The following is a 21060-nucleotide window of genomic DNA, read 5'->3' as shown; positions in this document are numbered from 1 at the left end:
ATGTCGGCCAGCAATGGTAATTCATCGGCCTCTCAGGTGAGCAAGCGATCCGGTCCGGGCTCCTCGGTGATGTACAAGCTGTTGGGCATCGTCGGCATCTGCCTGCTGTCGACGGTCACCGTGGCGGTCCTCGGCCTCTGGCAGATGTCCCGAATCGGCGGCGAAATCGAAGCCGTCGCTGAGCAGGACATGCCGCTGACCGAACTGGTCAATCGCGTCACGGTGAGCCAGCTGGAGCAGGCGATCCTGCTGGAGCGTATCATGCGGTTGAACGGACTCACGACCGAGACCACCGCAGAGGAACGCCAGCAGGTCGAAGCGGCCTTCGAGTCGCTCTCGCAAGAGGTTGAAGCGCAGCTTCTGAAAGGCGAGCGCCTGGCCCAGGAGGCCCAGAGCCACGCCCGCACGGAAGAAGAGCGGGCGGAGTTTGCCGAGGTGCTCTCCGCGCTCAAGCGTATCGAGCAGGAACACCAAGCCTATCACGACCATGCCGCTGAAATCTTCAAGCTGACCCACGAGGGCCGGCAAGAGGATGCCGTCCAGCTGGTTTCCGGCATCGAAGCCGAGGAAGCCGAACTGAACCATGAGTTCGAGGCCCTGCTGGGGCAGATCAACGCTTTCACCCTGCGCGCGATGCGCACGGTCGAAGAGCATGAGAAGTCAGCGATGCTGCAGATCTCTCTGGTCTCCGTCGTTTCTGCAGTCATCGGCTTTGCGCTGGCCATCTGGTTCACCCGGGCCGGAGTGGCGCGCCCGCTCTCCCAGGTGGTGAACGCGCTGAACCGCCTGGCCGACGGCGATACCGAGGCGGAAGTGAACGTGAAGAGCCGCGACGAGATCGGTCAAGTCGCGGAAGCCTTCGTCGTGTTCAAGGCCAAGACCCTGGAGCTGAAGCGCCTGGAAGCCGAGCGCGCCGAGGAGGAAGCCCGTCAGACCCAGGAGCGGCGGCGCCAGCGTCTTCAGATGGCCGATGCCTTCGAGGCGGCTGTCGGCGGCGTGGTGCAGACGGTCTCTTCCGCGGCCACCGAATTGCAGGGGACGGCCCAGTCCATGTCGACCACGGCGGCGCGGACCAGCGAACTCTCGGCCACGGTCGCCAGCGCTTCCGAGGAAGCTTCGACCAACGTCCAGACGGTCGCTTCGGCGGCCGAGGAACTCTCCGCGTCGATCACCGAGATCGCACGCCAGATCGCCGAGACCAACACGGTCTCGCGCCAGGCGGTCGACGATGCCGACCATGCCAATGTTTCGGTGACCGGCCTGGCCGACGCAGCCGAGAAGATCGGCGCCGTGGTCAGCCTGATCCAGGATATCGCCGAGCAGACCAACCTGCTGGCGCTGAACGCCACCATCGAGGCGGCGCGCGCCGGCGAGATGGGCAAGGGCTTTGCGGTCGTTGCCGGCGAAGTGAAGTCGCTGGCCATGCAGACCGCCAAGGCGACCGAGGAGATCGCCCAGCAGGTCACCGGCATGCAGTCGGCGACCGGTGGCACCGTCTCCTCGATCGAGGGCATCGTGAAGGTCATCAAGCGGATCAGCGAGAACGCCAACGGCATCGCCGCGGCAGTCGAGGAGCAGAATGCCGCGACCCAGGAAATCTCGCGCAACGTCCAGGAAGCTGCCGTCGGTACCGAGGCGGTGGCCAGCAACATCACGGGCGTGCGCGAAGCGACCGACCAGACCGGCGCAGCGGCCAAGGACGTGCTCGACTCGGCCGGCCAGCTTTCCCGGCAGTCGGAACTGCTGCGCAGCGAGGTCGATAAGTTCCTCGCCGGCCTGCGCGCGGCCTGATCGTACGCTGGCGGCCGGCTTTCTTCCCTAAGGGCTTTATCGCGGCGGCCGGTGGGTGCTCCTTCGCGCCCCAGCGGCCGTTTGCGCGTGGGATCAGTCGCCGACCAGCTCGAGCGCGGCGGCGTCTTCTTTCAGCTGGGCGCGGCGGGCGCGGTCGGCGACCACGAAGTCGTGCAGCGTCTTGCCGCGCTCTTCGGCGAAGCGCTGCTCCAGTACCGTCATCTCGCGCATGCGGTCCAGGCGGAAGGCGCGGAAGTCGCCGCGCAGTTCGCACCAGGCGATCAGCAGCCATACCGGGCCGTAGAAGGCTAGCGCCAGCGGCCGCACGGTGCGTTCGCTGGCCAGGCTCTCGGCGTTGCAGTAGTGGAAGTGCAATTTGTGGCGGCTCCTCAGCGCCGCGCGAATCGCTGCCGCGTCGACGCTCAAGGGCGCGGCGCGGTGATCGGCCGGTGCCGACAGCGGCGTGCGCGAGACATGGTCGCGCAGTTCTTCCGGCAGCACGGCTTCGACCTTGGCGACGACGTCCCCAGCCGCCTTGGCGAGCGCCGGGTCGGCCCAGGATTCAATGATCCGGGCACCCAGCACCAGGGCCTCGATCTCCTCTTCGGTGAACATCAGCGGCGGCAGGTCGTAGCCGCGCTGCAGCACGTAGCCGACCCCGGCCTCGCCCTCGATCGGCACGCCCGAGGCCGCAAGGTCGCGAATGTCCCGGTAGATCGTGCGCTCCGACACCTCCAGCACCGTCGCCAGGTGGCGGGCGGTCACCAGCTTTCGCCGCCTAAGCTCTTGAACAATCTGAAATAGCCTGTCCGCTCGACGCATCTCGTTCGACTCCTGTCCGCCTCCTGACAAGCATCCTAGCAACTACATCCTGACAGCATGTTGTCAGGAGTAGGATGACAATTTTGAGTTGTTTGTTAAAAAGCGACGCCTGCCGTCGGTTAGGCCAGGCTGTGGAAGAAACCGTCCAAGGCCGCGACAGCCTCTTCCCAATTCTGGCGGGCGTCACGGCCGCTGGCCTTGCGCGGTTTCAGGTCATGGTCGCCGTCTTCCGCCCAGTGCACACTGATCGCGGGGGAAAGGGTATAGGCGGCGACTTCCTGGGCATTGCCCAGGGCGTCGCGGGTGCCCTGGCAGATCAGGCAGGGAGTCTCGAGGGGGGCCAGATGCTCGGTGCGCAGACGCTCCGGCTTGCCGGCAGGGTGGAAGGGGTAGCCCAGGCAGGCAAGCCCACGCACGCCCGTTTCGTCGGCGACCAGGCTGGCCATGCGCCCGCCCATGGACTTGCCGCCGATGACCAGCTTTTCCGGCCCGAGGTGAGCGATGACGGTCTGCCAGGTTTCCAGCAGGACCGGTTGGCGGTCGGGCGGCGGCCGCTTGGGCGCCTCCCGCCGCCGAGCCATGTACGGGAACTCGAAGCGCACAACGCGCCAGCCCCGGGCTGCCAGTTCCTCGGCGAAGAAGGTCATGAAGGGCGTGTCCATCGGCGCGCCGGCGCCGTGGGCGAAGGCGAAGGTGAGCGGCGCCCGGTCGGGCCCGTCGACCAGGAACGGGGGGAGGGTCTCAGGAGATCTCATGGCACCTGCGGCGGGGAGGATTTAGGGGAAACGGGAGCAAAAAAGCGGATCGATAACATTGCCTTAACCAAGGCGGGGGATGATAGCGGTAAGGCAGGGGCTTGTCCCCGGCGCGGGCCTTGCGCGGTCCGCATTCTCCCGGGCGCCCCTGAACGTAAAGGAGCAGGCCATGGACGATATCCGCAACCGTGATCTCAGCGAAATCCCCGAGTCCGAGATGACTGCGGAAGAGCGGGGCGAGTTGAAGCGGCGTTTCGAGGAGTTCGTCGGCCTGGTGCGGCGCCCCGCTGTCGCCGGCAGCCTGGGCAAGGCGCCCGGCCAGAAGAAGACCAAGCGCTGGGATCCCGCCACCATGGGCAAGCGCAACTAGGGGCAAGCGCCCGGCGGCGCCATCGATAGCCGAAACCGGCTGGGCCGGCGCCGGCTACGTCTTACGGGCCGGCTACTTCTTACGGAATGCGTCCAGGGTGACGACCTTTTCGGCGCCGGGTTGCTTGGCGGCCTGTTCTTCGTCGTCTGCCTCTGACTTGCCGTCGCCGAAGGCGTCATTGTCCTCAGCGGCCAGATCGCCCGGAAGCTCCCTGGGGCCCGCCGGGCTATCGAACGGCGCCGGGCCTTCGCCCTGCCCGTTGCCTCCGGCGAGGGTGTCGGCCGTCTCCACATCGAATTGCAGGCCGAAGCGCACCGAGGGATCGGCAAAGGCGGTCACTGCGGCAAAGGGCACCACCAGGCGATGCGGCACGTCGGCGAAGCTGAGTGTCACGCAGAACTGCTCCTCGCCGATCTCCAGGCCCCAGAACTGGTGCTGCAGGACGATGGTCATCTCGCCGGGATAGCGATCGCGCAGGGCAGCCGGAATGTCGGCGTCCTTATGGTCGGTGCGGAAGGTAATGTAGAAGTGATGGTTGCCCGGCAGCCCTTCGCGACTGATATGGATCAAGGCCCGCCGCACCACGCTGCGCAGCGCGTCTTCCACCATGCGATCGTATCGCAGCCCGTCGCTCGCCATGTCCTCGGTCACGTCAATCTTCCAGACCAGCCTCTGCCGCCCGTTGCGGATCGCGCTCCGGCTTCGAAACGCATTTCCATTCCTGGCGGTCTCTGTTCCCCTGATGCGAGGGCGGCTTTGTTGTTGGTATTGCCCTCTTTTGGGCGCCTCTGTTGCCTTCGGCGCCCCGAAGTGGGGCGCTTCTGTTGCCAGGTGCGCCCCGAACCCCGCCTACACTTGTGAAGGTCTAGGACTTAGAGTCGGCTAACCCGACCGCAATTAAGCGGCGAGGCGAGCCTCACTGTAGTTGTCGTTCGCAACTATAGTATGGCCCGATAACGGCGGTACCATGCCGGGCACCGAACCTCTCTTTACCACGCACGTCGATCCTATTTCGCCCCCTCAAAGAGCCCTCCGAAACGCCTGAATTCTGCCGATTTGGAGGGGAATTGGTGGAGGCGCCGGGTACTGCCCCCGGGTCCGTAACGCTTATTCCAAAGGCCCGTTTAGCACCATAGCCGGCAAGCCGGCAGGGCTAATATAAGCGCTTTACCTGCTTGATAAAAGGGCTACAGAGGGCGTCCTGCCGTCTGGGTTAACGCGGCCTTCTGGGCTAGAATGGCTCCCGGCGACTCCGTTGCCTCCGACTTCGAGCCCCCGCCAAGGGCCCTCCAAGGAAAGGACACCGTGAAGCAGTACCTCGATCTCCTCCGCAAGGTCCGCGAGGAAGGCGTCTACAAGAGCGACCGTACCGGCACCGGCACCCAGAGCCTGTTCGGCCACCAGATGCGCTTCGACCTGGCCGAGGGATTTCCGGTGCTGACCACCAAGAAACTGCACCTGAAGTCGATCATCCACGAGTTGCTGTGGTTCCTCGCGGGCGATACCAACATCGCCTACCTGAAGCAGCATGGCGTCAACATCTGGGACGAATGGGCCGACGAGAACGGCGACCTCGGCCCGGTCTACGGGGCCCAGTGGCGCTCCTGGCCGGCGCCCGACGGCCGCCACATCGACCAGATCGCGCAACTGCTGATGCAGCTGAAGGGCAATCCCGACTCGCGCCGCCTCATTGTATCGGCCTGGAACCCGGCGGAGGTCGACAAGATGGCGCTGCCGCCCTGCCACTGCCTGTTCCAGTTCTACGTGGCCGAGGGGAAGCTTTCCTGCCAGCTCTACCAGCGCAGCGCCGACATCTTCCTCGGTGTGCCTTTCAACATCGCGTCCTATGCGCTGCTCACCCTGATGGTGGCCCAGGTCTGTAACCTGGCGCCGGGCGACTTCGTGCACACTCTGGGCGATGCGCACCTCTATGTGAACCACCAGCAGCAGGCCGACCTACAGCTGCAGCGTGAGCCCCTGGCGCTGCCGACCATGAAGCTCAATCCCGCGGTCAAGGACCTCTTCGCCTTCCGCTACGAGGACTTCGATCTGGTCGGCTACGAGGCGCATCCGCACATCAAAGCCCCCGTGGCTGTTTGATGGTCGCCGTGTGACCAGGGCGGGCGCGAAGCAGGCGGGCGTGCCGTCCGCCCTCCCCATTGCGCTGATCGTCGCGCGTGCCGACAACGGTGTCATCGGGCGCGAAGGCGGCCTGCCGTGGCATCTTTCCGGCGATCTGAAGTTCTTCAAGGCGCAGACCCTGGGCAAACCGGTGGTGATGGGCCGCAAGACCTTTCAGTCCATCGGCCGGCCGCTGCCGGGCCGTCCCAATCTGGTGGTGACCCGCGACACGGCCTTCCATCCGGAGGGGGTCGAGGTTTTCCCCACTGTCGCCGCCGCGCTGGAGCGGGCTCAGGATCTGGCGGCCGAACGCGCCTCCGACGAGGTCATGGTGATCGGCGGCGGCCAGATCTACGAGGAGACGCTGGCCCTGGCGAGCCGCGTCTACCTGACCGAAGTGCACGCCGCGCCGGACGGCGACACGCGCTTTCCCGCCCTTGATCCGGCCCTCTGGCGCGAGGTGCGCCGCGACGCGCCGGTCTCCGGCGGCGAAGGCCAGCCGGATTTCTCCATCGTGGTGCTGGAGCGGCGTCAGGGGGTCTAGCACTTTCGGCTTGGTTGTCGGCGCGGCGCGGGCGGTCCTAGACTGCGCGTCTCAAGAGAACGCCATAACCAAGAACGAATGAGGGAGGCCCCTGAACCATGGCCAAGGTCAGTTCATCCACCGCTCTGCCGGTGTCGGCCAAGACCGTCTGGGCGGTGATCGGCAACTTCAACGCCCTGCCGGACTGGCATCCGGCTGTCGAGAAGAGCGAGTTGAAGAAGGAGAACGGCAGCACGGTGCGCAAGCTGTCGCTGGTCGGCGGCGGCAGCATCGAGGAAAAGCTGGAGCAGGTCGACGACAAGGAGCGCCGCTACACCTATACCATCCTCTCCGGCCCGCTGCCGGTCAGCAACTATACGGCGACCCTCAGGGTGCGCGACAGCGACAAGGGTTGCTCGGTGGAGTGGTCGAGCGAATTCGAAGCCAAGGGGGCGCCGGAAGGCGACGCGGTGGCCGCGATCAGCGGCATCTACGAGGCCGGCTTCGAGAACCTGAAAAAGATGTTCGGCGGCTGAGGGCCTGGAGCGGATCGGGGCCGACTTGAATCGCCAAAGGCGATCCCCCAAGGCTCACCGGGACCCCGTGAACCCGATCTACTGACCCGCTTTCAGGCCCGGCCAGTTGGCGTCGGCCTTGCCGATGTTGCCGGGGATATCCTCGGACCACTGGCGTTGCACCGATCTGGAGTAGTTGAGGTAGAGCTTGCCGTCCTCGATGTGCCAGGCCTCGGCCACTGTCGGCGCGGTGTAGCCCTGGGAGACCGCCCAGGCGCAGTAGCCGCCGTACTGCGGGGCGTAGCGCGCCGGGTCGGCGGCGAAAGCATCGCGGTTGGCGGCGCTGGCGAAGCGCCAGGTGGCGCCGGCGTGAACAAAGGTAAAGTCGGGGCTGCCGGCGACCGGCTTGCCCTCGGTGAAATAGGCGACGGGGTCGGTGCCCTCGATGGCGACGCCGTCGGTGCTGAACACCGGCTCGGCGGCGCGGACGGGAATCAAGGCGGCGGCGGACAGCAGCAGCGAGGCGGCGACCGCCGCGGCGGCGAGGCCTCGCCGGGAATACCTGCGCGCGAACATCGTGGGCCTCCTGGGGGATGGGCTCATTCGCCCCATAGAATGGCGCCCGGAGGCCGCCGCGGCAAATCAAGGGGCCCTCACATCTGCGCGAGGGCGCCCCGGCGCGGTCCTACTGCATGACGATCTTGGGTGCCTGGCGCGGGCCGCCCGCGCCGATCTGGGCGGCGACCTTCTCCCATACCCGCTTGGCGATGGCGGTGAAGGCCTTGGCGTTGGGCGCGTCGGGGTTGGAGACCACCACCGGGCGGCCGCCGTCGGAGGTCTCGCGGATCTCCATGTGCAGCGGGATCTCGCCCAGGAACTCCATGCCCAGCTTGTCGGCCTCGCGCCGGGCGCCGCCGTGGCTGAAGATGTGCGACTCGTGGCCGCAGTTGGGGCAGACGAAGACGCTCATGTTCTCGACGATGCCGAGCACCGGCACGTCGACTTTGCGGAACATGTTGAGGCCTTTGCGCGCGTCAAGCAGGGCGATGTCCTGTGGTGTCGAGACGATGACCGCGCCGGTCAGCGGCACCTGCTGGGCCATGGTCAACTGGGCGTCGCCGGTGCCCGGCGGCATGTCGACCACCAGAATGTCCAGTTCGCCCCAGGCGACGTCGCGCAGCATCTGCTGCAAGGCGCTCTGCACCATCGGGCCGCGCCAGATCATCGGGGTGTCCTCGGCGACCAGGAAGCCCATGGACATGCACTTGATGCCGTAGTTCTCCATCGGATCGAGGATCTTGCCGTCGGGCGAGCTCGGCCGCCCGCTGATCCCCAGCATGCGCGGCTGCGAGGGACCGTAAATATCGGCGTCCAGGATACCGACTTTGAGGCCCTGTTGCGCCAGCGCGAGGGCGAGATTGGTGGTGACGGTGGACTTGCCGACGCCGCCCTTGCCGCTGGCCACCGCGACGATGGAGCGAATGCCGGGGATCATGGTGCCGCCCGGGCCCTTGGCGGGACTGTGGCCTGCACCCTGCTTCGGAGCCTGTCCCTGGGAGGCTGCCTGGCCGGCCCCGGAAGGCGCGGCGCGCTCGGCCGTCAGCACCGCGGTGACCGACGTGACGCCCTGCAAATCGTGCACGACCTTCTCGGCGGCCTTGCGCAGCGGCTCCATGGCGGCGCCCTGGCGCGGGTCGACCTCGATGGCGAAGCCGACGTTGCCGTCCTTGACGATGAGGCCGGAAATCATGCCCAGGCTGACGATGTCCTGGCCCTTGCCGGGCTCCTTGACCGTCTTCAGGGCCGCCAGGACCGCCGCCTCGCTTATGCCACTCATTCCTTGAAAACTCCCGGTTCGGGCCGATATCCACGCAGGAGGTAGCAGGCAGACTCGGCTAGAACAATAGCTCAGCCGTGATATAAGACCGGCGCTTAGGGATTTCAGCCTCGAATCAGACCCGGTAGGGTACTTAAAAACAGGCAAGCGGGGATAATTCAGTATGCCTTGGGAAAATAAAGGTGGTGGCGCTGGCGGCCCTTGGGGCGGCGGCGGAGGGTCTGGTGGGCCCGGCGGCGGTCCGTGGGGCCGCGGCGGTGGCGGCTCCGGCGGCGGGCCCCGGCCGCCTGATTTCGAGGATTTCATTAAAAAAGGCCAGGATCGCTTCCGCTCCATGATTCCCGGTGGCGGCGGCGGCCTGGGCAAGACGGCCTACCTGCTGATCGCCTTGGCTGTGGTCGGTGTCTGGCTGCTGACCGGCGTCTACCGCGTACAGACCAATGAGCAGGGCGTGGTGCTGCGCTTCGGGCAGTGGGTCGAAACCACCGAACCGGGCCTCAACTGGCATCTTCCCTGGCCCATCGAGACCGTGCTGACGCCCAGCGTCACCTCGGTGCAGCAGATCGACATCGGCTTCGTCGCCGCCGGGACCGACCGGGCACGCACAGCGCGCCGTGACGTCGAAGAAGAAAGCCTGATGCTGACCGGCGACCAGAACATCATCGACATCGATTTTACCGTGCAGTGGAAGATCGCTGACGCAGGGCAGTACCTCTTCAACATTCGCGACCAGGAGCAGACGGTGAAGATCGCCGCCGAAAGCGCCATGCGCGAGATCATCGGCCGCACCGACATCCAGCCGGCGCTGACCGAGGCGCGCGGCACGGTCGAGTCGGAGGCGCGAACGCTGCTGCAAGACACCCTCAATGAGTACGAGGCCGGCATCGAGATCACCGAGCTGGCGCTGCAGGACGTGCAGCCCCCGCGCAACGTGATCGACGCCTTCAACGACGTGCTGCGTGCCCAGCAGGACCGCGACCGGGCGCGCAACGAGGCCGACAGGTACCGCAACGACATCCTGCCGCGTGCCCGCGGCGATGCGCTGCGCACGGTGCAGGAAGCCGAAGCCTACAAGGAGCAGTTGGAGAACGAGGCCGAAGGTGAGGCGCAGCGCTTCCTTTCGGTCTACAACGCCTACAAGCAGAATCCCGACGTCACCCGCCGGCGCATGTACCTGGAGACCATGCAGGACGTGCTGAGCGACACGGACAAAGTGATTCTTGACGGCAATCAGCAGGGTGGCGCGATCCCCTACTTGCCGTTGAACGAGCTGCGCCGGCAATCCGGCAGTGGCTCCGGCAACGGCAATTGAGGAGAGAACAACCATGCGCATGAGCACCAACCTCATCATCGGCATCGTCGTCGTCGCCCTCGGCCTGCTCGCCTACGGCTCGCTGTTCACTGTATCCGAAACGCAACAGGCTATCGTCATGCAGTTCGGCGAGCCCAAGCGGGTGATCTCCGAACCCGGACTGTCCTGGAAAGTGCCGGTGTTCCAGAACGTGCAGTACTACGAAAAGCGCGTGCTGAACCTGGATCCGCCGGGCGAGAACATCCTGCTGTCGGACCAGAAGCGCCTGATCGTCGACGTCTTCGCACGCTACCGCATCTCCGATCCGCTGAAGTTTTTCCAAACGGTACGCTCGGAGGAAACCGCCCGCAGCCGCCTCGGCACCATCATCAACGGGCGGCTGCGCCAGATCCTCGGTAACTCGACGCTCGCCGCGGTACTCTCCGACGAACGCACGCAGATTCTGCGCGACCTGCGGGAGAACGTGGACCAGGAGACCCAGCGCTTCGGCATCGCGCTGGTCGACGTGCGCATCCGGCGCGCCGACCTGCCGGACGAGACGCGGGAATCGGTCTACAACCGCATGCGCTCCGAGCGTGAACGCGAAGCCGCCGAATTCCGAGCCCAGGGTTTCGAACAGGGGCAGAGGATCACCGCGGCGGCCGACCGTGAGGCGACGGTCATCCGGGCCGAGGCTCAGCGCGAGTCGAGCATCCTGCGCGGTCAGGGTGAAGGACTGCGCACCGAGATCCTCAACAATGCCTATGGCCAGGATCCGGAGTTCTTCAACTTCTACCGCTCGATGCAGGCCTACAGCGCCTCGTTGGGAGCCGATAGCACCTACATGGTGCTGTCGCCCGACAGCGACTTCTTCAGCTTCTTCAACGAGGGCGAGGGGGACGGAAGCGCCGCCCGCTAGGCGGCGCCGCCCCCGCCGCCACTATCGCCGGCGGGGGCTTCAGCGATGACCGATTTCCTCACCGCGCTGGCCCTGGTCCTCGTCATCGAGGGGTTGTTCCTGGCGATTTTGCCCCACCGGCTGCGCCAGATCGTCGCGATGCTGGAGCAGATCCCGCCGGATCACCTCCGTCTTGGTGGCCTGGTGGCAGCCGGGCTTGGGGTGTTCTGCGTCTGGCTGCTGCGCGGCTAGAGCGGGCCGGGGCCGGCCCTGCGACCGCCCGGGGCCTGAGGGTATCGCCGAAAGCGATCCATTGGCGCGGTGCTGATGCGATCGTGCTGAAAAACGCGGGGATGGTGCCGGGACGTCACAAATTCGCCTACTTCGTATCGCAGCCTCGCGGTGCTACACTTTGTTTTGAGAGGGTCTTCAAACCCGGCTCCAATGGCCTCAGATTTCCGGTGGTTTCTGATTGCCGCACAGCGGCAAAGCCGCTGTGATGGTGCCAATGACCTTCGGCGAAGATTCCCGGAATCGGCCGGAGCCGATCTCCAAGCGAGGGAGAGGACTGACAGTGACACAGATTTCCACCATGCATCGGTCTGCACCGCAGCATCGCCCGCAGGGGCAGCGGGGTGCTGTCGCGATTGCAGCGACACGGCGGGCCCCAGGACAAATCGAGGCCGCACGCTGGTTGTACGGTTTGGCGGTCCTGCTGAGCGGCCTGCTGGCCCTGGCCCTTTCGGCGCTCCTGGCCGCCTCGGCGGCGCAGGCGCGTTCCGCCCCGGAATCCTTCGCCGATCTGGTGGAGCAGTTGCTGCCCACCGTGGTCAACATCCAGACCCGTCAGACCATCGAGGGCGGCCAGGCTGAGCAGTTCGAAGAATTCTTCAAGGAGTTCTTCGAGCGGCGCGGCGAGGGCGGCGAACCGCCGCCGCAGCAGCCGGAGCGGCGCGGCAGTTCGCTGGGTTCCGGCTTCATCATCGACCCGAGCGGCTTCATCGTTACCAACCACCATGTGATCGCCGATGCCGACGAGGTCGAGGTGGTGCTGGCCGATGGCACCTCGCTGAATGCCACCATCGTGGGCAGCGACAAGGACACCGATCTCGCCCTCTTGAAGGTCGAAGCCCGCCAGGCGCTGCCGGCCACCACCTGGGGCGACTCCGACTCCACCCGTATCGGCGACTGGGTGGTCGCCATCGGCAATCCTTTCGGCCTGGGCGGCACGGTGACCGCGGGCATCGTCTCGGCGCGCCAGCGCGACATCAACGCGGGGCGCTACGACAACTTCCTGCAGACCGACGCGGCCATCAACAAGGGCAACTCCGGCGGCCCGATGTTCAACCTGGACGGCCAGGTAATCGGCGTGAACACGGCGATCTTCTCGCCGTCCGGCGGCTCGGTCGGCATCGGCTTTGCGACGCCTTCGTCGATGGCCAAGAACATCATCGCCCAACTGCGCGACACCGGCGAGGTGCGCCGGGGCTGGCTCGGCGTGCGCATTCAGAACGTGACCGATGAGCTGGCCGAAGGCCTGCGCCTCGACCGGCCGCGCGGCGCGCTGGTCGCCGCCGTCACCGAGGGCGGTCCGGCCGCCGACGCCGGCATCGAGCAGGGCGACGTGATCCTGGAGTTCAACGGCCGCGAGGTGCCGGAGATGCGCCGCCTGCCGGCGATGGTCGCCGAGACGGCGGTCGGCTCCACCGTCGACGTCACCATTTGGCGACGCCAAGGGGAGCGGACCGTCGAGCGCAAGGTCCGCGTCACCGTCGGTGAACTGGAGGCAGAGCAGGTTGCCGCCACGGCGCCGACCGAGACGCCGCCTGAGGCCAGGACCGGCGACATGGAATCGCTGGGCCTTGCGCTCGGCCAGATCACGCCCGAGCTGCGCACCCGCTTCGCCCTGGACGAGGACGCCAAGGGCGTCGTCATCACTGAGGTGAAGGAAGGCAGCGCCAGCGCCGAGAAGGGCCTGAAGGCCGGCGACGTGATCGTCGAGGTCGACCAGGAAGAGGTCTCCACCCCGGCCGAGGTGGTGGAGAAGGTCGAGAAGGCAAAGTCGGAGGGCTACCGCGTGGTGACCCTGCTGGTGTTCCGCCAGGGCGACTTCCAGTGGATTGCGGTGCGCATCGACCAGAGCTGACCGCCGCGACCTTCGTGTAAAGCAAAGCGGCGGCCTCCAACGGCCGCCGTTTTTCTTTGGCCGCGCCCTTGGGGTGCTAGCGCACGCGGATCTCGTCGGCGCGGTAGCCCTGCATATAAAGCAGGGCGGTGAGGTCGCCGTGGTCGACGCGGAAATGGGCGGCGGCGCGCACCCTGGGCTTGCCGTAGTAGGCGACGCCCAAGCCCGCGGCGCCCAGCATGTCGAGGTCGTTGGCGCCGTCGCCCACCGCACAGGCCTCGGAGGGCACCGCGCCCTGCGCGGCGGCGAGTTGCTCCAGCGCCTGCAGCTTGGCCGCGCGCCCCAGCACCGGGTCGAGCACCCGCCCGGTCATTTTGCCGTCGATCACCTCAAGCTGGTTGGCCCGGTGCTCGTCGAAGCCGCAGATCTCGCGGATGCGCCCGGTGAAGCAGGTGAAGCCGCCGGAGACCAGGGCGCAGTAGGCACCGCCGGCGCGCATGGTGGCGACCAGGGCCTCGGCACCCGGCATCAGCGTCATGCGCCCGGCTGCTGCCTCCAGGGTCTCTGCGCTCATGCCGGTCAGCAGGCCGACGCGTTCGCGCAGGGCGGCCTCGAAGTCCAGCTCGCCGGCCATGGCCAGCGCGGTGATCTCGGCGATCTCCTCGTGAATCCCGGCCACCTCGGCCAGCTCGTCGAGCATTTCCTGACGGATGATGGTGGATTCCATGTCGGCCACCAGCAGCTTCTTGCGCCGTCCCTTGGCCGGCAGGATCGCAAGATCCAGCGGGGCGCGGCCCAGCGCCTCGCGCACCAGCGCCTGGGTAATGGTCGGCTCGCGGCCTTCGAAGGGTAGATCGCAGGCGATTCCCTCGGCCAGCCAGTCGACGCCGTCGGCTCGGCTGTGGCTGGCGTCGATGGCGTGGCGCGCCGCGTCGACCAAGGCCGGCGTCAGCGGCCTTGAGGCCGGGTCCCCGATCACGGTAAGCACGTACTGCATCGGCGGCTTATACAGAGGCCGCCCCCAATTCCGCAAGCCGCCCGCGAAACCAATGCCCTATGACCCTCGGCCCCGACAGTAGCGACCTGCCCGTCACGCGGGACGGAACGTCCCCGCAAGACAAGCCGCTGGTAATGATGATCGGCGGCCCGACAGCATCGGGCAAATCGGCGCTGGCCGCCGCAGTGGCAGCGGAATGGAACGGCACCGTCATCAACGCGGACTCGATGCAGGTCTACCGGGAACTCTGTCTGCTGACCGCCCGCCCGCGCGGGTCGGAGCTGAAAGCCGTGCCGCATCGCCTCTACGGCTCTCTTTCCGGTGCCGCGGCCTGCTCGGCGGGGCGCTGGCGCGATCTGGCGGTGGCGCAGGTCGAGGCGGCTTTGGGCGAGGGAAGGCTGCCGATCCTGGTCGGCGGCACCGGGCTCTATCTGAAGGCCTTCGCCGAGGGTCTCAACGAAATCCCCGCAATCCCCGCCGCCCTCCGCGCTGCCGCCCGCGCCGAACTGGCGGAGATGGGCAACGCCGCGTTCCATGCCCGCCTCGCCGGGCGCGACCCGGCCATGGCCGCACGCCTCGGGTCCGGCGACAGCCAGCGCCTGCTGCGCGCCTGGGAGGTGCTGGCCGCCACCGGCCGCTCGCTGGCCGACTGGCAGGCCGAGCCGACGACGCCGGCGCCCTACCGCTTCGCCCGGCTGTGCCTGTTGCCGCCGCGCCAGGCGCTCTACGCCGTCTGCGATGCCCGCCTGGAGGCTATGGTCGGGCAGGGGGTCCTGGACGAGGTCGAGGCCTTGCTGGCCCTGCGCCTGGATCCGGCGCTGCCGGTGATGAAGGCGGTGGGCGTGCCGGAGTTCGCGGCTTACCTGGCGGGAGACTGCTCTCTGGAAGCCGCCCTGGGGCGGGCACAGCAGGCCACCCGGCGCTATGCCAAGCGCCAGATGACCTGGCTGCGGCACCAATTCATTGGCAACGATTCGACGGTTCTGGTCATGGAAACGCAATATTCAGAAAGTCTGAGGCAGGAATTTTTTGCGAAAATTCGTCAAAACCTGTTGACCGGTCCGGGGTAAGGGGCTAGGGTCCGCCTCCTTTGCCCGGCAAACTGCTGGCGAAGAGCGTGAAATCATTGAAAATTGTTCGCGTTTGGCCGGTTCAGCCGGCCAATTTTGTGTTGTGATCGGATGCACCGCCCGCGCGAGCGCCGGCGGTAAGACAGTCAGACGGCAAGTCGGAAAGGTGAGAGCGATGTCGGCGGAACAGAAGACCGGTGCGGAGATGCTGATCAAGGCCCTGAAGGACCAGGGCGTTGACGTCATTTTTGGCTATCCCGGCGGCGCTGTACTCCCGATCTACGATGCCCTTTTCCAGCAGAATGACATCCAGCACATCCTGGTGCGCCAGGAAGGCGGCGCCGTGCACGCGGCCGAGGGCTACGCGCGCTCGACCGGCAAGGTCGGCGTCGTGCTGGTGACCTCCGGTCCCGGTGCCACCAACGCGGTGACCGGCCTGACCGATGCGCTGATGGATTCCATCCCGGTCGTCTGCTTGACCGGCCAGGTGCCCACCCACCTGATCGGCAACGACGCCTTCCAGGAAGCCGACACCACCGGCATCACGCGGCCCTGCACCAAGCACAACTACCTGGTGAAGGCGGTGGCCGACCTGCCGCGCACGGTCCACGAGGCCTTCTACGTGGCGCGCAGCGGCCGGCCCGGCCCGGTGGTCATCGACCTGCCGAAGGACGTGCTGCAGGCCAAGTCCACCAGCTACATCGGACCGGAAGAGGTCACCCACCGCAGCTACCGCCCGCAGACCAAGGCGGAGGACGCGAAGATCGCCGCGGCGGTGGAGATGATCGCCGGCGCCAAGCGCCCGATCGTCTATGCCGGCGGCGGCGTCATCAACGCCGGCCCCAAGGCCTGCGCGCTGCTGACCCGCTTCGTGCACACCCTCGGCGTGCCCTGCACCAACACCCTGATGGGCCTCGGCGCCTTTCCGGGCAGCGACCCGCAGTTCCTCGGCATGCTGGGCATGCACGGCACCTACGAGGCCAACCTGGCCATGTACAACTGCGATGTGATGATCAACATCGGCGCGCGCTTCGACGACCGCGTGACCGGCCGGCTCGACGAGTTCTCGCCGCGCTCGAAGAAGATCCACGTCGACATCGACGCCTCCTCGATCAACAAGAACGTGATGGTCGACCTGCCGATCGTCGGCGACGCCGGCTCGGTGCTGGAAGACCTGCTGGCCGCCTGGCAGGCGCGCAAGCTGCAGCTCGATCAGAAGGCGCTGAAGGCCTGGTGGCAGAAGATCGAGGAGTGGCGTGCGCGCGACTGCCTGAAGTTCGAGCAGAAGGGCGAGATCATCAAGCCGCAGCACGCCATCAAGCGGCTCTACGAACTGACCAAGGACCGCAGCCCCTTCATCACGACGGAAGTCGGTCAGCACCAGATGTGGGCGGCGCAGTACTTCAAGTTCGAGCAGCCGAACCACTGGATGACCTCCGGCGGTCTCGGCACCATGGGCTACGGCCTGCCCGCGGCGATGGGTGTGCAGCGCGCGCATCCCGACGCCCTGGTCATCGACGTCGCCGGCGAGGCCTCAATCCTGATGAACATTCAGGAACTCTCGTGCATCGCGCAGTACAATCTGCCCGTCAAGGTGTTCATCGTGAACAACCAGTGGATGGGCATGGTGCGCCAATGGCAGGAACTGCTGCACGGCGGGCGCTACTCCGAGAGCTATTCCGCCGCGTTGCCCGACTTCGTGAAGCTGGCGGAGTCCTTCCATGCCGTCGGCATCCGCTGTGAAAAGGCGAGCGAGCTGGACGACAAGATCATGGAGATGATCGAGACGCCCAAGCCGGTCGTCTTCGACTGCCTGGTGACCAAGGACGAGAACTGCTTCCCGATGATCCCCTCCGGCGCGGCGCACTACGAGATGCTGCTGGGTCCGGACGACAAGGCCGGCAAGCCGATTTCCGAGGAAGGCATGGTGCTCGTATAGACCTGCGAGACACCGCCGCCCGTTTCCTTCGGACCTGACAGAATAGAAAGCGGGGCCCGGTCCCCGGTCAAAGCCATGGCCAATTACAAAGACCAAGCGATCGAAAAGCGCACCATCGCGGTGCTGGTGGACAACGAACCCGGGGTGCTGGCGCGAGTCATCGGCCTGTTCTCCGGGCGCGGCTACAACATCGAGAGCCTGACCGTCACCGAGATCGACCCCCGCCAGCGCTTCTCGCGCATTACCGTGGTCACCTCGGGCACGCCACAGATCCTGGAACAGATCAAGGCGCAGCTCGACCGCCTGGTGCCGGTGCACCGGGTCAGCGACCTCACCCAGGACGGGCCCTCGGTGGAGCGCGAACTCGCTCTGGTGAAGGTCGCCGGCACCGGCGAGAAGCGCGTCGAGAGCTTGCGCATTGCCGACATCTTCCGAGCCCGCGTGGTCGACTCCTCGCACGACCACTTCGTCTTCGAGATGACCGGGAAGAGCGAGAAGCTCGACGTCTTCATCGACCTCATGCAGCCGCTCGGCCTCGTCGACGTCTCGCGCACCGGCGTCGTCGCCATCTCCCGCGGCCCGCAGGCGCTGTAGGAAGCCAAGCAGCGAGGGTTGCGCGCCGCCTTCCCGCTTCTTCTCTCGCAAGGGAAGAGAGGATTAAGGCGCTTCTTCAGCGACTTACACTCTCTCCTCCGTGGAAGAGGCTGGCGAAGACTTAGCGAACAGAGCGAGCTTCGGCAAAGCCGGGTGAGGGGACGCCCGCAGCCCCGCTCCGCGCTCTTTGCAAGGCTTTCTCCATCTTTCATCGCTATAGTGCGCGCCGGTTGAAGGTCTTTTCCCGAGGGAATCCATGTGCCGCTGGCTGGCCTATACCGGTGCCCCGGTGTTTCTTGACGAACTCATCTGCAAGCCCGCGCACTCGCTGATCGAGCAGAGCCTCTGCGCCACCGAGGCCAAGAGCCCGACCAACGGCGACGGCTTCGGCATCGGCTGGTACGGCGACCGCTCGGAGCCGGGCCTCTACCGCGAAGTGCTGCCGGCCTGGAACGACCCCAACCTGAAGAGCCTCGCCTACCAGATCCGCGCCGGGATGTTCTTCGCCCATGTGCGCGCCTCCACCGGCACGGCCTCGTCGCGGCCCAACTGCCACCCCTTCGCCCACGGCCGCTGGCTGTTCATGCACAACGGCCAGATCGGCGGCTACCAGCGCCTGCGCCGGCGGTTGGAGGGAATGATCCCCGACCGCTACTACGACCACCGCCTGGGCACCACCGACAGCGAGGTGCTGTTCTACCTGCTGTTCGGCAACGGCCTGGACGTCGACCCGGTGGGCGCCCTCTCGGCGACCCTGGCCCAGGTCCACCAGGTGATGGCGGAGGAGGGCGTCGGCGAGCCGCTGCGCTTCACGGCCGCCCTGAGCGATGGTCGCTCGATCTATGCCGTGCGCCATGCCAGCGACCAGGCCCCGCCCAGCCTTTACTGGCGCGCGGCCAACTGCGCCGGCGGGTCGATTTCCATCGTCTCCGAGCCCCTGGAAGAGCCGGAGACCTGGCAGTCGGTGCCCGCCGACCGGGTGCTGGTGGTCGGCCCCGACCTCTCTGTCGGCTTCGAGGACCTGGACTTCCTCCGTCCTGCTGCGGACCGCGCGGCCGAATAGGCCGAGAACCCAGCATTTCCGCCGTTTATCGGCTATGCGGCAGGCGCAGGCGGCCATGCCGGGAATCCGATTGCGCTTTCCCCCTCGGCGCTTTAGAACCCCGCCGAGCCTTTTCGGACAACAAAATGACAAAGGGAGACGGCTGCAATGCGCGTCTATTACGATCGGGACGCCGACGTCAATCTGATCAAGGGCAAGAAGGTTGCCATCGTCGGCTACGGCAGCCAGGGCCATGCCCATGCCAATAACTTGAAGGACAGCGGCGTCGCCGAGGTCCGCGTGGCGCTGCGCAGCGGTTCGGCGACCGCCAAGAAGGCCGAAAAGGCCGGTTTCCAGGTGATGAGCCCGGACGATGCCGCCAAGTGGGCCGACGTGGTCATGATGCTGACCCCGGACGAGCTGCAGGCCGACATCTACAGAGACAATCTGGAGCCGAACCTGAAGGAGGGCGCCGCCCTTGCCTTCGCGCACGGCCTGAACGTCCATTTCAACCTCATCGAGCCGCGCAAGGACCTCGACGTCTTCATGATCGCGCCGAAGGGCCCGGGCCACACCGTGCGCTCCGAGTACGTGCGCGGCGGCGGCGTGCCCTGCCTCATCGCGGTGGCGCAGAACGCCTCGGGTAACGCCCAGGAGATCGCGCTGTCCTATGCCTCCGCCATCGGCGGCGGGCGCTCCGGCGTCATCGAGACCACCTTCAAGGAAGAGTGCGAGACCGATCTCTTCGGCGAGCAGGTGGTGCTCTGCGGCGGCCTGACGGCGCTGATCCAGGCCGGCTACGAGACCCTGGTCGAGGCCGGCTACGCCCCGGAAATGGCCTATTTCGAGTGCCTGCACGAGGTGAAGCTGATCGTCGACCTGATGTACGAGGGCGGCATGGCCAACATGCGCTACTCGATCTCCAACACCGCCGAGTTCGGCGATTACAAGACGGGCCCGCGCATCATCACCGCGGAGACCAAGGCGGAGATGAAGCGGGTGCTGGACGACATCCAGGCCGGCCGCTTCGCCCGCGACTGGGTCACGGAATGCAAGGCCGGCCAGCCCTCCTTCAAGGCCGAGCGCCGCCGCCACGCCGAGCATTCCATCGAGGAAGTCGGCGCCAAGCTGCGCGCCATGATGCCCTGGATCGGCGCCAACAAGCTGGTCGACAAGGAAAAGAACTAAAGCCTTTCCTTCGGGCTTTACGCTCGGCTTCGGGCCCTCGTGTGTGGAGCGCACGGGGGCCCGAAGTGTTTGCGGTGCCGGGCCGTGACGTGCCGTCGCGCCCGCCTGGCAGCATCGGGCGAGGGGGTGTTCGGCGCCCCGCTTTCCGCTAGTCTTGCGCCGTCATGGCTGCAGCCCCCACAGTTGCTACCCTCACGACGGATCGCCTGATCCTGCGGCCTTGGCGCGACGGCGATCTCGCGCCCTTTGCGGCGCTGAATGCCGACCCGGCCGTCATGGAGCACTTCCCGGCGCCCCTGACCCGGGCGCAGAGCGACGCTGTGGCGGCGCGTGTGCGCGACTTCATGACGGAGCACGGCTTCGGCTGGTGGGCGGTGGAAATCCCCGCAGAAGCGCCCTTCATCGGCTTCATCGGGCTCTGGCGGCCCGCCTTCGAGGCGCCATTCACCCCTTGCGTCGAGGTCGGCTGGCGCATCGCGAAAGCTTACTGGGGCCGCGGATATGCAACCGAGGGCGCCCGCGCGGCGCTGCGCTTCGGCTTCGAGCACCTGGGGCTCGCCGAGATCGTCTCCTTCACGGCGGTCCCCAACGCCCGCTCCCAGGCCGTCATGCGCCGCCTCGGCATGACTCACGACCCCGCCGACGACTTCGATCACCCTCGCGTGCCGGAAGGCCACCCGCTGCGCCGCCACGTGCTGTATCGTTTGAATGGCGAGACCTGGGAGAAGGCCCTATGAGCAAGACCTACTTTGCCTGCCATTGGTATCACGGCTCGGAGGACCAGCCCGTCGAGTTCTATGGCGAGTTGGACGAAGGGCGCTGGGAGCTGCGCAAGATCGAAGTCTATCGCGACGGGCGTGCTGTCGTTCTGGGTCCCGAAGACCTCGAGCCGGGGGCGAGAACCCTCGCCGAGGCGCCGCTCCCGCCCTTCGAGCAGATCGAGGCGGATCCGCAGTTCGAGCCCCGCGAAATCACCCGCGAGGAATTCGAGGCGGCATGGCGCCGCTATGCCGGCTGATACGCTGGGCATTGCGCACGCCGGCACCGACGATTCGATGCCCGCGCGGTAACGTTCGGAAAACCTTCCGCCATGAAAAAAACATAGGAAGGCACTGGACTTCAGCAATTCTTAACGCTTCCAAATTAGATATTGTTAACCTCATGAGCGAGGGTTAGAAAAGT

General features: G+C 66.5%; 22 protein-coding genes and 1 other RNA gene. 16 read left to right on the top strand and 7 right to left on the bottom strand.

Features of this window, described 5'->3' with window-relative positions:
- Window positions 1-36: 36 nt before the first annotated feature.
- Window positions 37-1791, top strand: a complete 1755-nt coding sequence (locus WDC82_RS01005; RefSeq protein WP_340115367.1) for a methyl-accepting chemotaxis protein — start codon at window positions 37-39, stop codon at window positions 1789-1791.
- Window positions 1792-1884: 93 nt separating this feature from the next.
- On the opposite strand, the gene WDC82_RS01000 is transcribed toward WDC82_RS01005, so the two are convergent.
- Window positions 1885-2613: a YafY family protein gene (locus tag WDC82_RS01000; protein ID WP_340115366.1), complete on the bottom strand. Its 729-nt coding sequence runs from the start codon at window positions 2611-2613 to the stop codon at window positions 1885-1887.
- Between the two features lie 119 nt (window positions 2614-2732).
- Window positions 2733-3368 (bottom strand): alpha/beta fold hydrolase, encoded by a 636-nt coding sequence (locus WDC82_RS00995; RefSeq protein WP_340115365.1) that lies wholly within the window; start codon window positions 3366-3368, stop codon window positions 2733-2735.
- Window positions 3369-3537: 169 nt separating this feature from the next.
- Between WDC82_RS00995 and WDC82_RS00990 the strand changes: the two genes are divergently transcribed.
- Entirely contained in the window at window positions 3538-3738 is a 201-nt protein-coding gene (locus tag WDC82_RS00990) for a hypothetical protein (protein ID WP_340115364.1), read from the top strand.
- Between the two features lie 72 nt (window positions 3739-3810).
- Here WDC82_RS00990 and WDC82_RS00985 read toward each other — a convergent pair whose 3' ends face one another.
- Window positions 3811-4389 carry a ClpXP protease specificity-enhancing factor SspB gene (locus WDC82_RS00985; RefSeq protein ID WP_340115363.1) on the bottom strand — a complete coding sequence of 193 codons (579 nt, stop codon included), beginning with the start codon at window positions 4387-4389 and terminating at the stop codon, window positions 3811-3813.
- A 158-nt stretch (window positions 4390-4547) separates the two neighbouring features.
- Window positions 4548-4926: a transfer-messenger RNA gene (gene ssrA, locus WDC82_RS00980) on the bottom strand.
- 117 nt (window positions 4927-5043) lie between these two features.
- On the opposite strand from ssrA, the gene WDC82_RS00975 reads away from it, so the two are divergent.
- The 3 genes from WDC82_RS00975 (at window position 5044) to WDC82_RS00965 (ending at window position 6918) form a co-directional block, all read left to right on the top strand.
- Window positions 5044-5838 carry a thymidylate synthase gene (locus tag WDC82_RS00975; RefSeq protein WP_340115362.1) on the top strand — a complete coding sequence of 265 codons (795 nt, stop codon included), beginning with the start codon at window positions 5044-5046 and terminating at the stop codon, window positions 5836-5838.
- 10 nt (window positions 5839-5848) lie between these two features.
- Window positions 5849-6403, top strand: a complete 555-nt coding sequence (locus WDC82_RS00970) for a dihydrofolate reductase (protein WP_370661520.1) — start codon at window positions 5849-5851, stop codon at window positions 6401-6403.
- A 98-nt stretch (window positions 6404-6501) separates the two neighbouring features.
- Window positions 6502-6918, top strand: a complete 417-nt coding sequence (locus tag WDC82_RS00965) for an SRPBCC family protein (protein WP_340115360.1) — start codon at window positions 6502-6504, stop codon at window positions 6916-6918.
- Between the two features lie 78 nt (window positions 6919-6996).
- Here WDC82_RS00965 and WDC82_RS00960 read toward each other — a convergent pair whose 3' ends face one another.
- Window positions 6997-7473 carry a YHS domain-containing (seleno)protein gene (locus WDC82_RS00960; RefSeq protein WP_340115359.1) on the bottom strand — a complete coding sequence of 159 codons (477 nt, stop codon included), beginning with the start codon at window positions 7471-7473 and terminating at the stop codon, window positions 6997-6999.
- Window positions 7474-7582: 109 nt separating this feature from the next.
- Window positions 7583-8734: an iron-sulfur cluster carrier protein ApbC gene (apbC, locus tag WDC82_RS00955; RefSeq protein ID WP_340115358.1), complete on the bottom strand. Its 1152-nt coding sequence runs from the start codon at window positions 8732-8734 to the stop codon at window positions 7583-7585.
- 163 nt (window positions 8735-8897) lie between these two features.
- Between apbC and hflK the strand changes: the two genes are divergently transcribed.
- From hflK to WDC82_RS00935, 4 genes are all read left to right on the top strand, one after another.
- Entirely contained in the window at window positions 8898-10046 is a 1149-nt protein-coding gene (hflK, locus tag WDC82_RS00950) for an FtsH protease activity modulator HflK (protein WP_340115357.1), read from the top strand.
- 13 nt (window positions 10047-10059) lie between these two features.
- Window positions 10060-10944: a protease modulator HflC gene (locus WDC82_RS00945; protein WP_340115356.1), complete on the top strand. Its 885-nt coding sequence runs from the start codon at window positions 10060-10062 to the stop codon at window positions 10942-10944.
- Between the two features lie 45 nt (window positions 10945-10989).
- Window positions 10990-11175, top strand: a complete 186-nt coding sequence (locus WDC82_RS00940) for a DUF2065 domain-containing protein (protein WP_340115355.1) — start codon at window positions 10990-10992, stop codon at window positions 11173-11175.
- A gap of 451 nt (window positions 11176-11626) precedes the next feature.
- Window positions 11627-13069 (top strand): DegQ family serine endoprotease, encoded by a 1443-nt coding sequence (locus WDC82_RS00935; protein WP_340115354.1) that lies wholly within the window; start codon window positions 11627-11629, stop codon window positions 13067-13069.
- Window positions 13070-13145: 76 nt separating this feature from the next.
- Here the strand turns inward: WDC82_RS00935 and serB are convergent, their stop codons facing one another.
- Complete coding sequence (gene serB, locus WDC82_RS00930) at window positions 13146-14045, bottom strand: phosphoserine phosphatase SerB (RefSeq protein ID WP_340115353.1); 900 nt, start codon at window positions 14043-14045, stop codon at window positions 13146-13148.
- A gap of 59 nt (window positions 14046-14104) precedes the next feature.
- Here serB and miaA point away from each other — a divergent pair, with 59 nt between their 5' ends.
- The 7 genes from miaA (at window position 14105) to WDC82_RS00895 (ending at window position 20896) form a co-directional block, all read left to right on the top strand.
- Window positions 14105-15115, top strand: a complete 1011-nt coding sequence (gene miaA, locus WDC82_RS00925; protein ID WP_370661519.1) for a tRNA (adenosine(37)-N6)-dimethylallyltransferase MiaA — start codon at window positions 14105-14107, stop codon at window positions 15113-15115.
- Window positions 15116-15290: 175 nt separating this feature from the next.
- Window positions 15291-17054: an acetolactate synthase 3 large subunit gene (locus WDC82_RS00920; protein ID WP_340115352.1), complete on the top strand. Its 1764-nt coding sequence runs from the start codon at window positions 15291-15293 to the stop codon at window positions 17052-17054.
- Window positions 17055-17129: 75 nt separating this feature from the next.
- Window positions 17130-17648, top strand: a complete 519-nt coding sequence (ilvN, locus tag WDC82_RS00915; protein ID WP_340115351.1) for an acetolactate synthase small subunit — start codon at window positions 17130-17132, stop codon at window positions 17646-17648.
- Between the two features lie 256 nt (window positions 17649-17904).
- Window positions 17905-18711, top strand: a complete 807-nt coding sequence (locus tag WDC82_RS00910; RefSeq protein ID WP_340115350.1) for a class II glutamine amidotransferase — start codon at window positions 17905-17907, stop codon at window positions 18709-18711.
- Window positions 18712-18858: 147 nt separating this feature from the next.
- A complete protein-coding gene (ilvC, locus tag WDC82_RS00905) occupies window positions 18859-19878 on the top strand; it encodes a ketol-acid reductoisomerase (protein WP_340115349.1) in 1020 nt (339 codons plus the stop codon).
- 164 nt (window positions 19879-20042) lie between these two features.
- On the top strand, window positions 20043-20615 hold the full coding sequence (locus WDC82_RS00900) for a GNAT family N-acetyltransferase (protein ID WP_340115348.1): 573 nt from the start codon (window positions 20043-20045) through the stop codon (window positions 20613-20615).
- A complete protein-coding gene (locus WDC82_RS00895; protein ID WP_340115346.1) occupies window positions 20612-20896 on the top strand; it encodes a hypothetical protein in 285 nt (94 codons plus the stop codon). The genes WDC82_RS00900 and WDC82_RS00895 overlap by 4 nt, the downstream gene beginning before the upstream one ends.
- Window positions 20897-21060: the final 164 nt, after the last annotated feature.

This window comes from Pelagibius sp. 7325 (genome assembly GCF_037652055.1).
Classification (GTDB): domain Bacteria; phylum Pseudomonadota; class Alphaproteobacteria; order Kiloniellales; family Kiloniellaceae; genus Pelagibius.
Note: the sequence above shows the minus strand (reverse complement) of the source record. Positions and strands in the feature narration are given on the sequence as shown.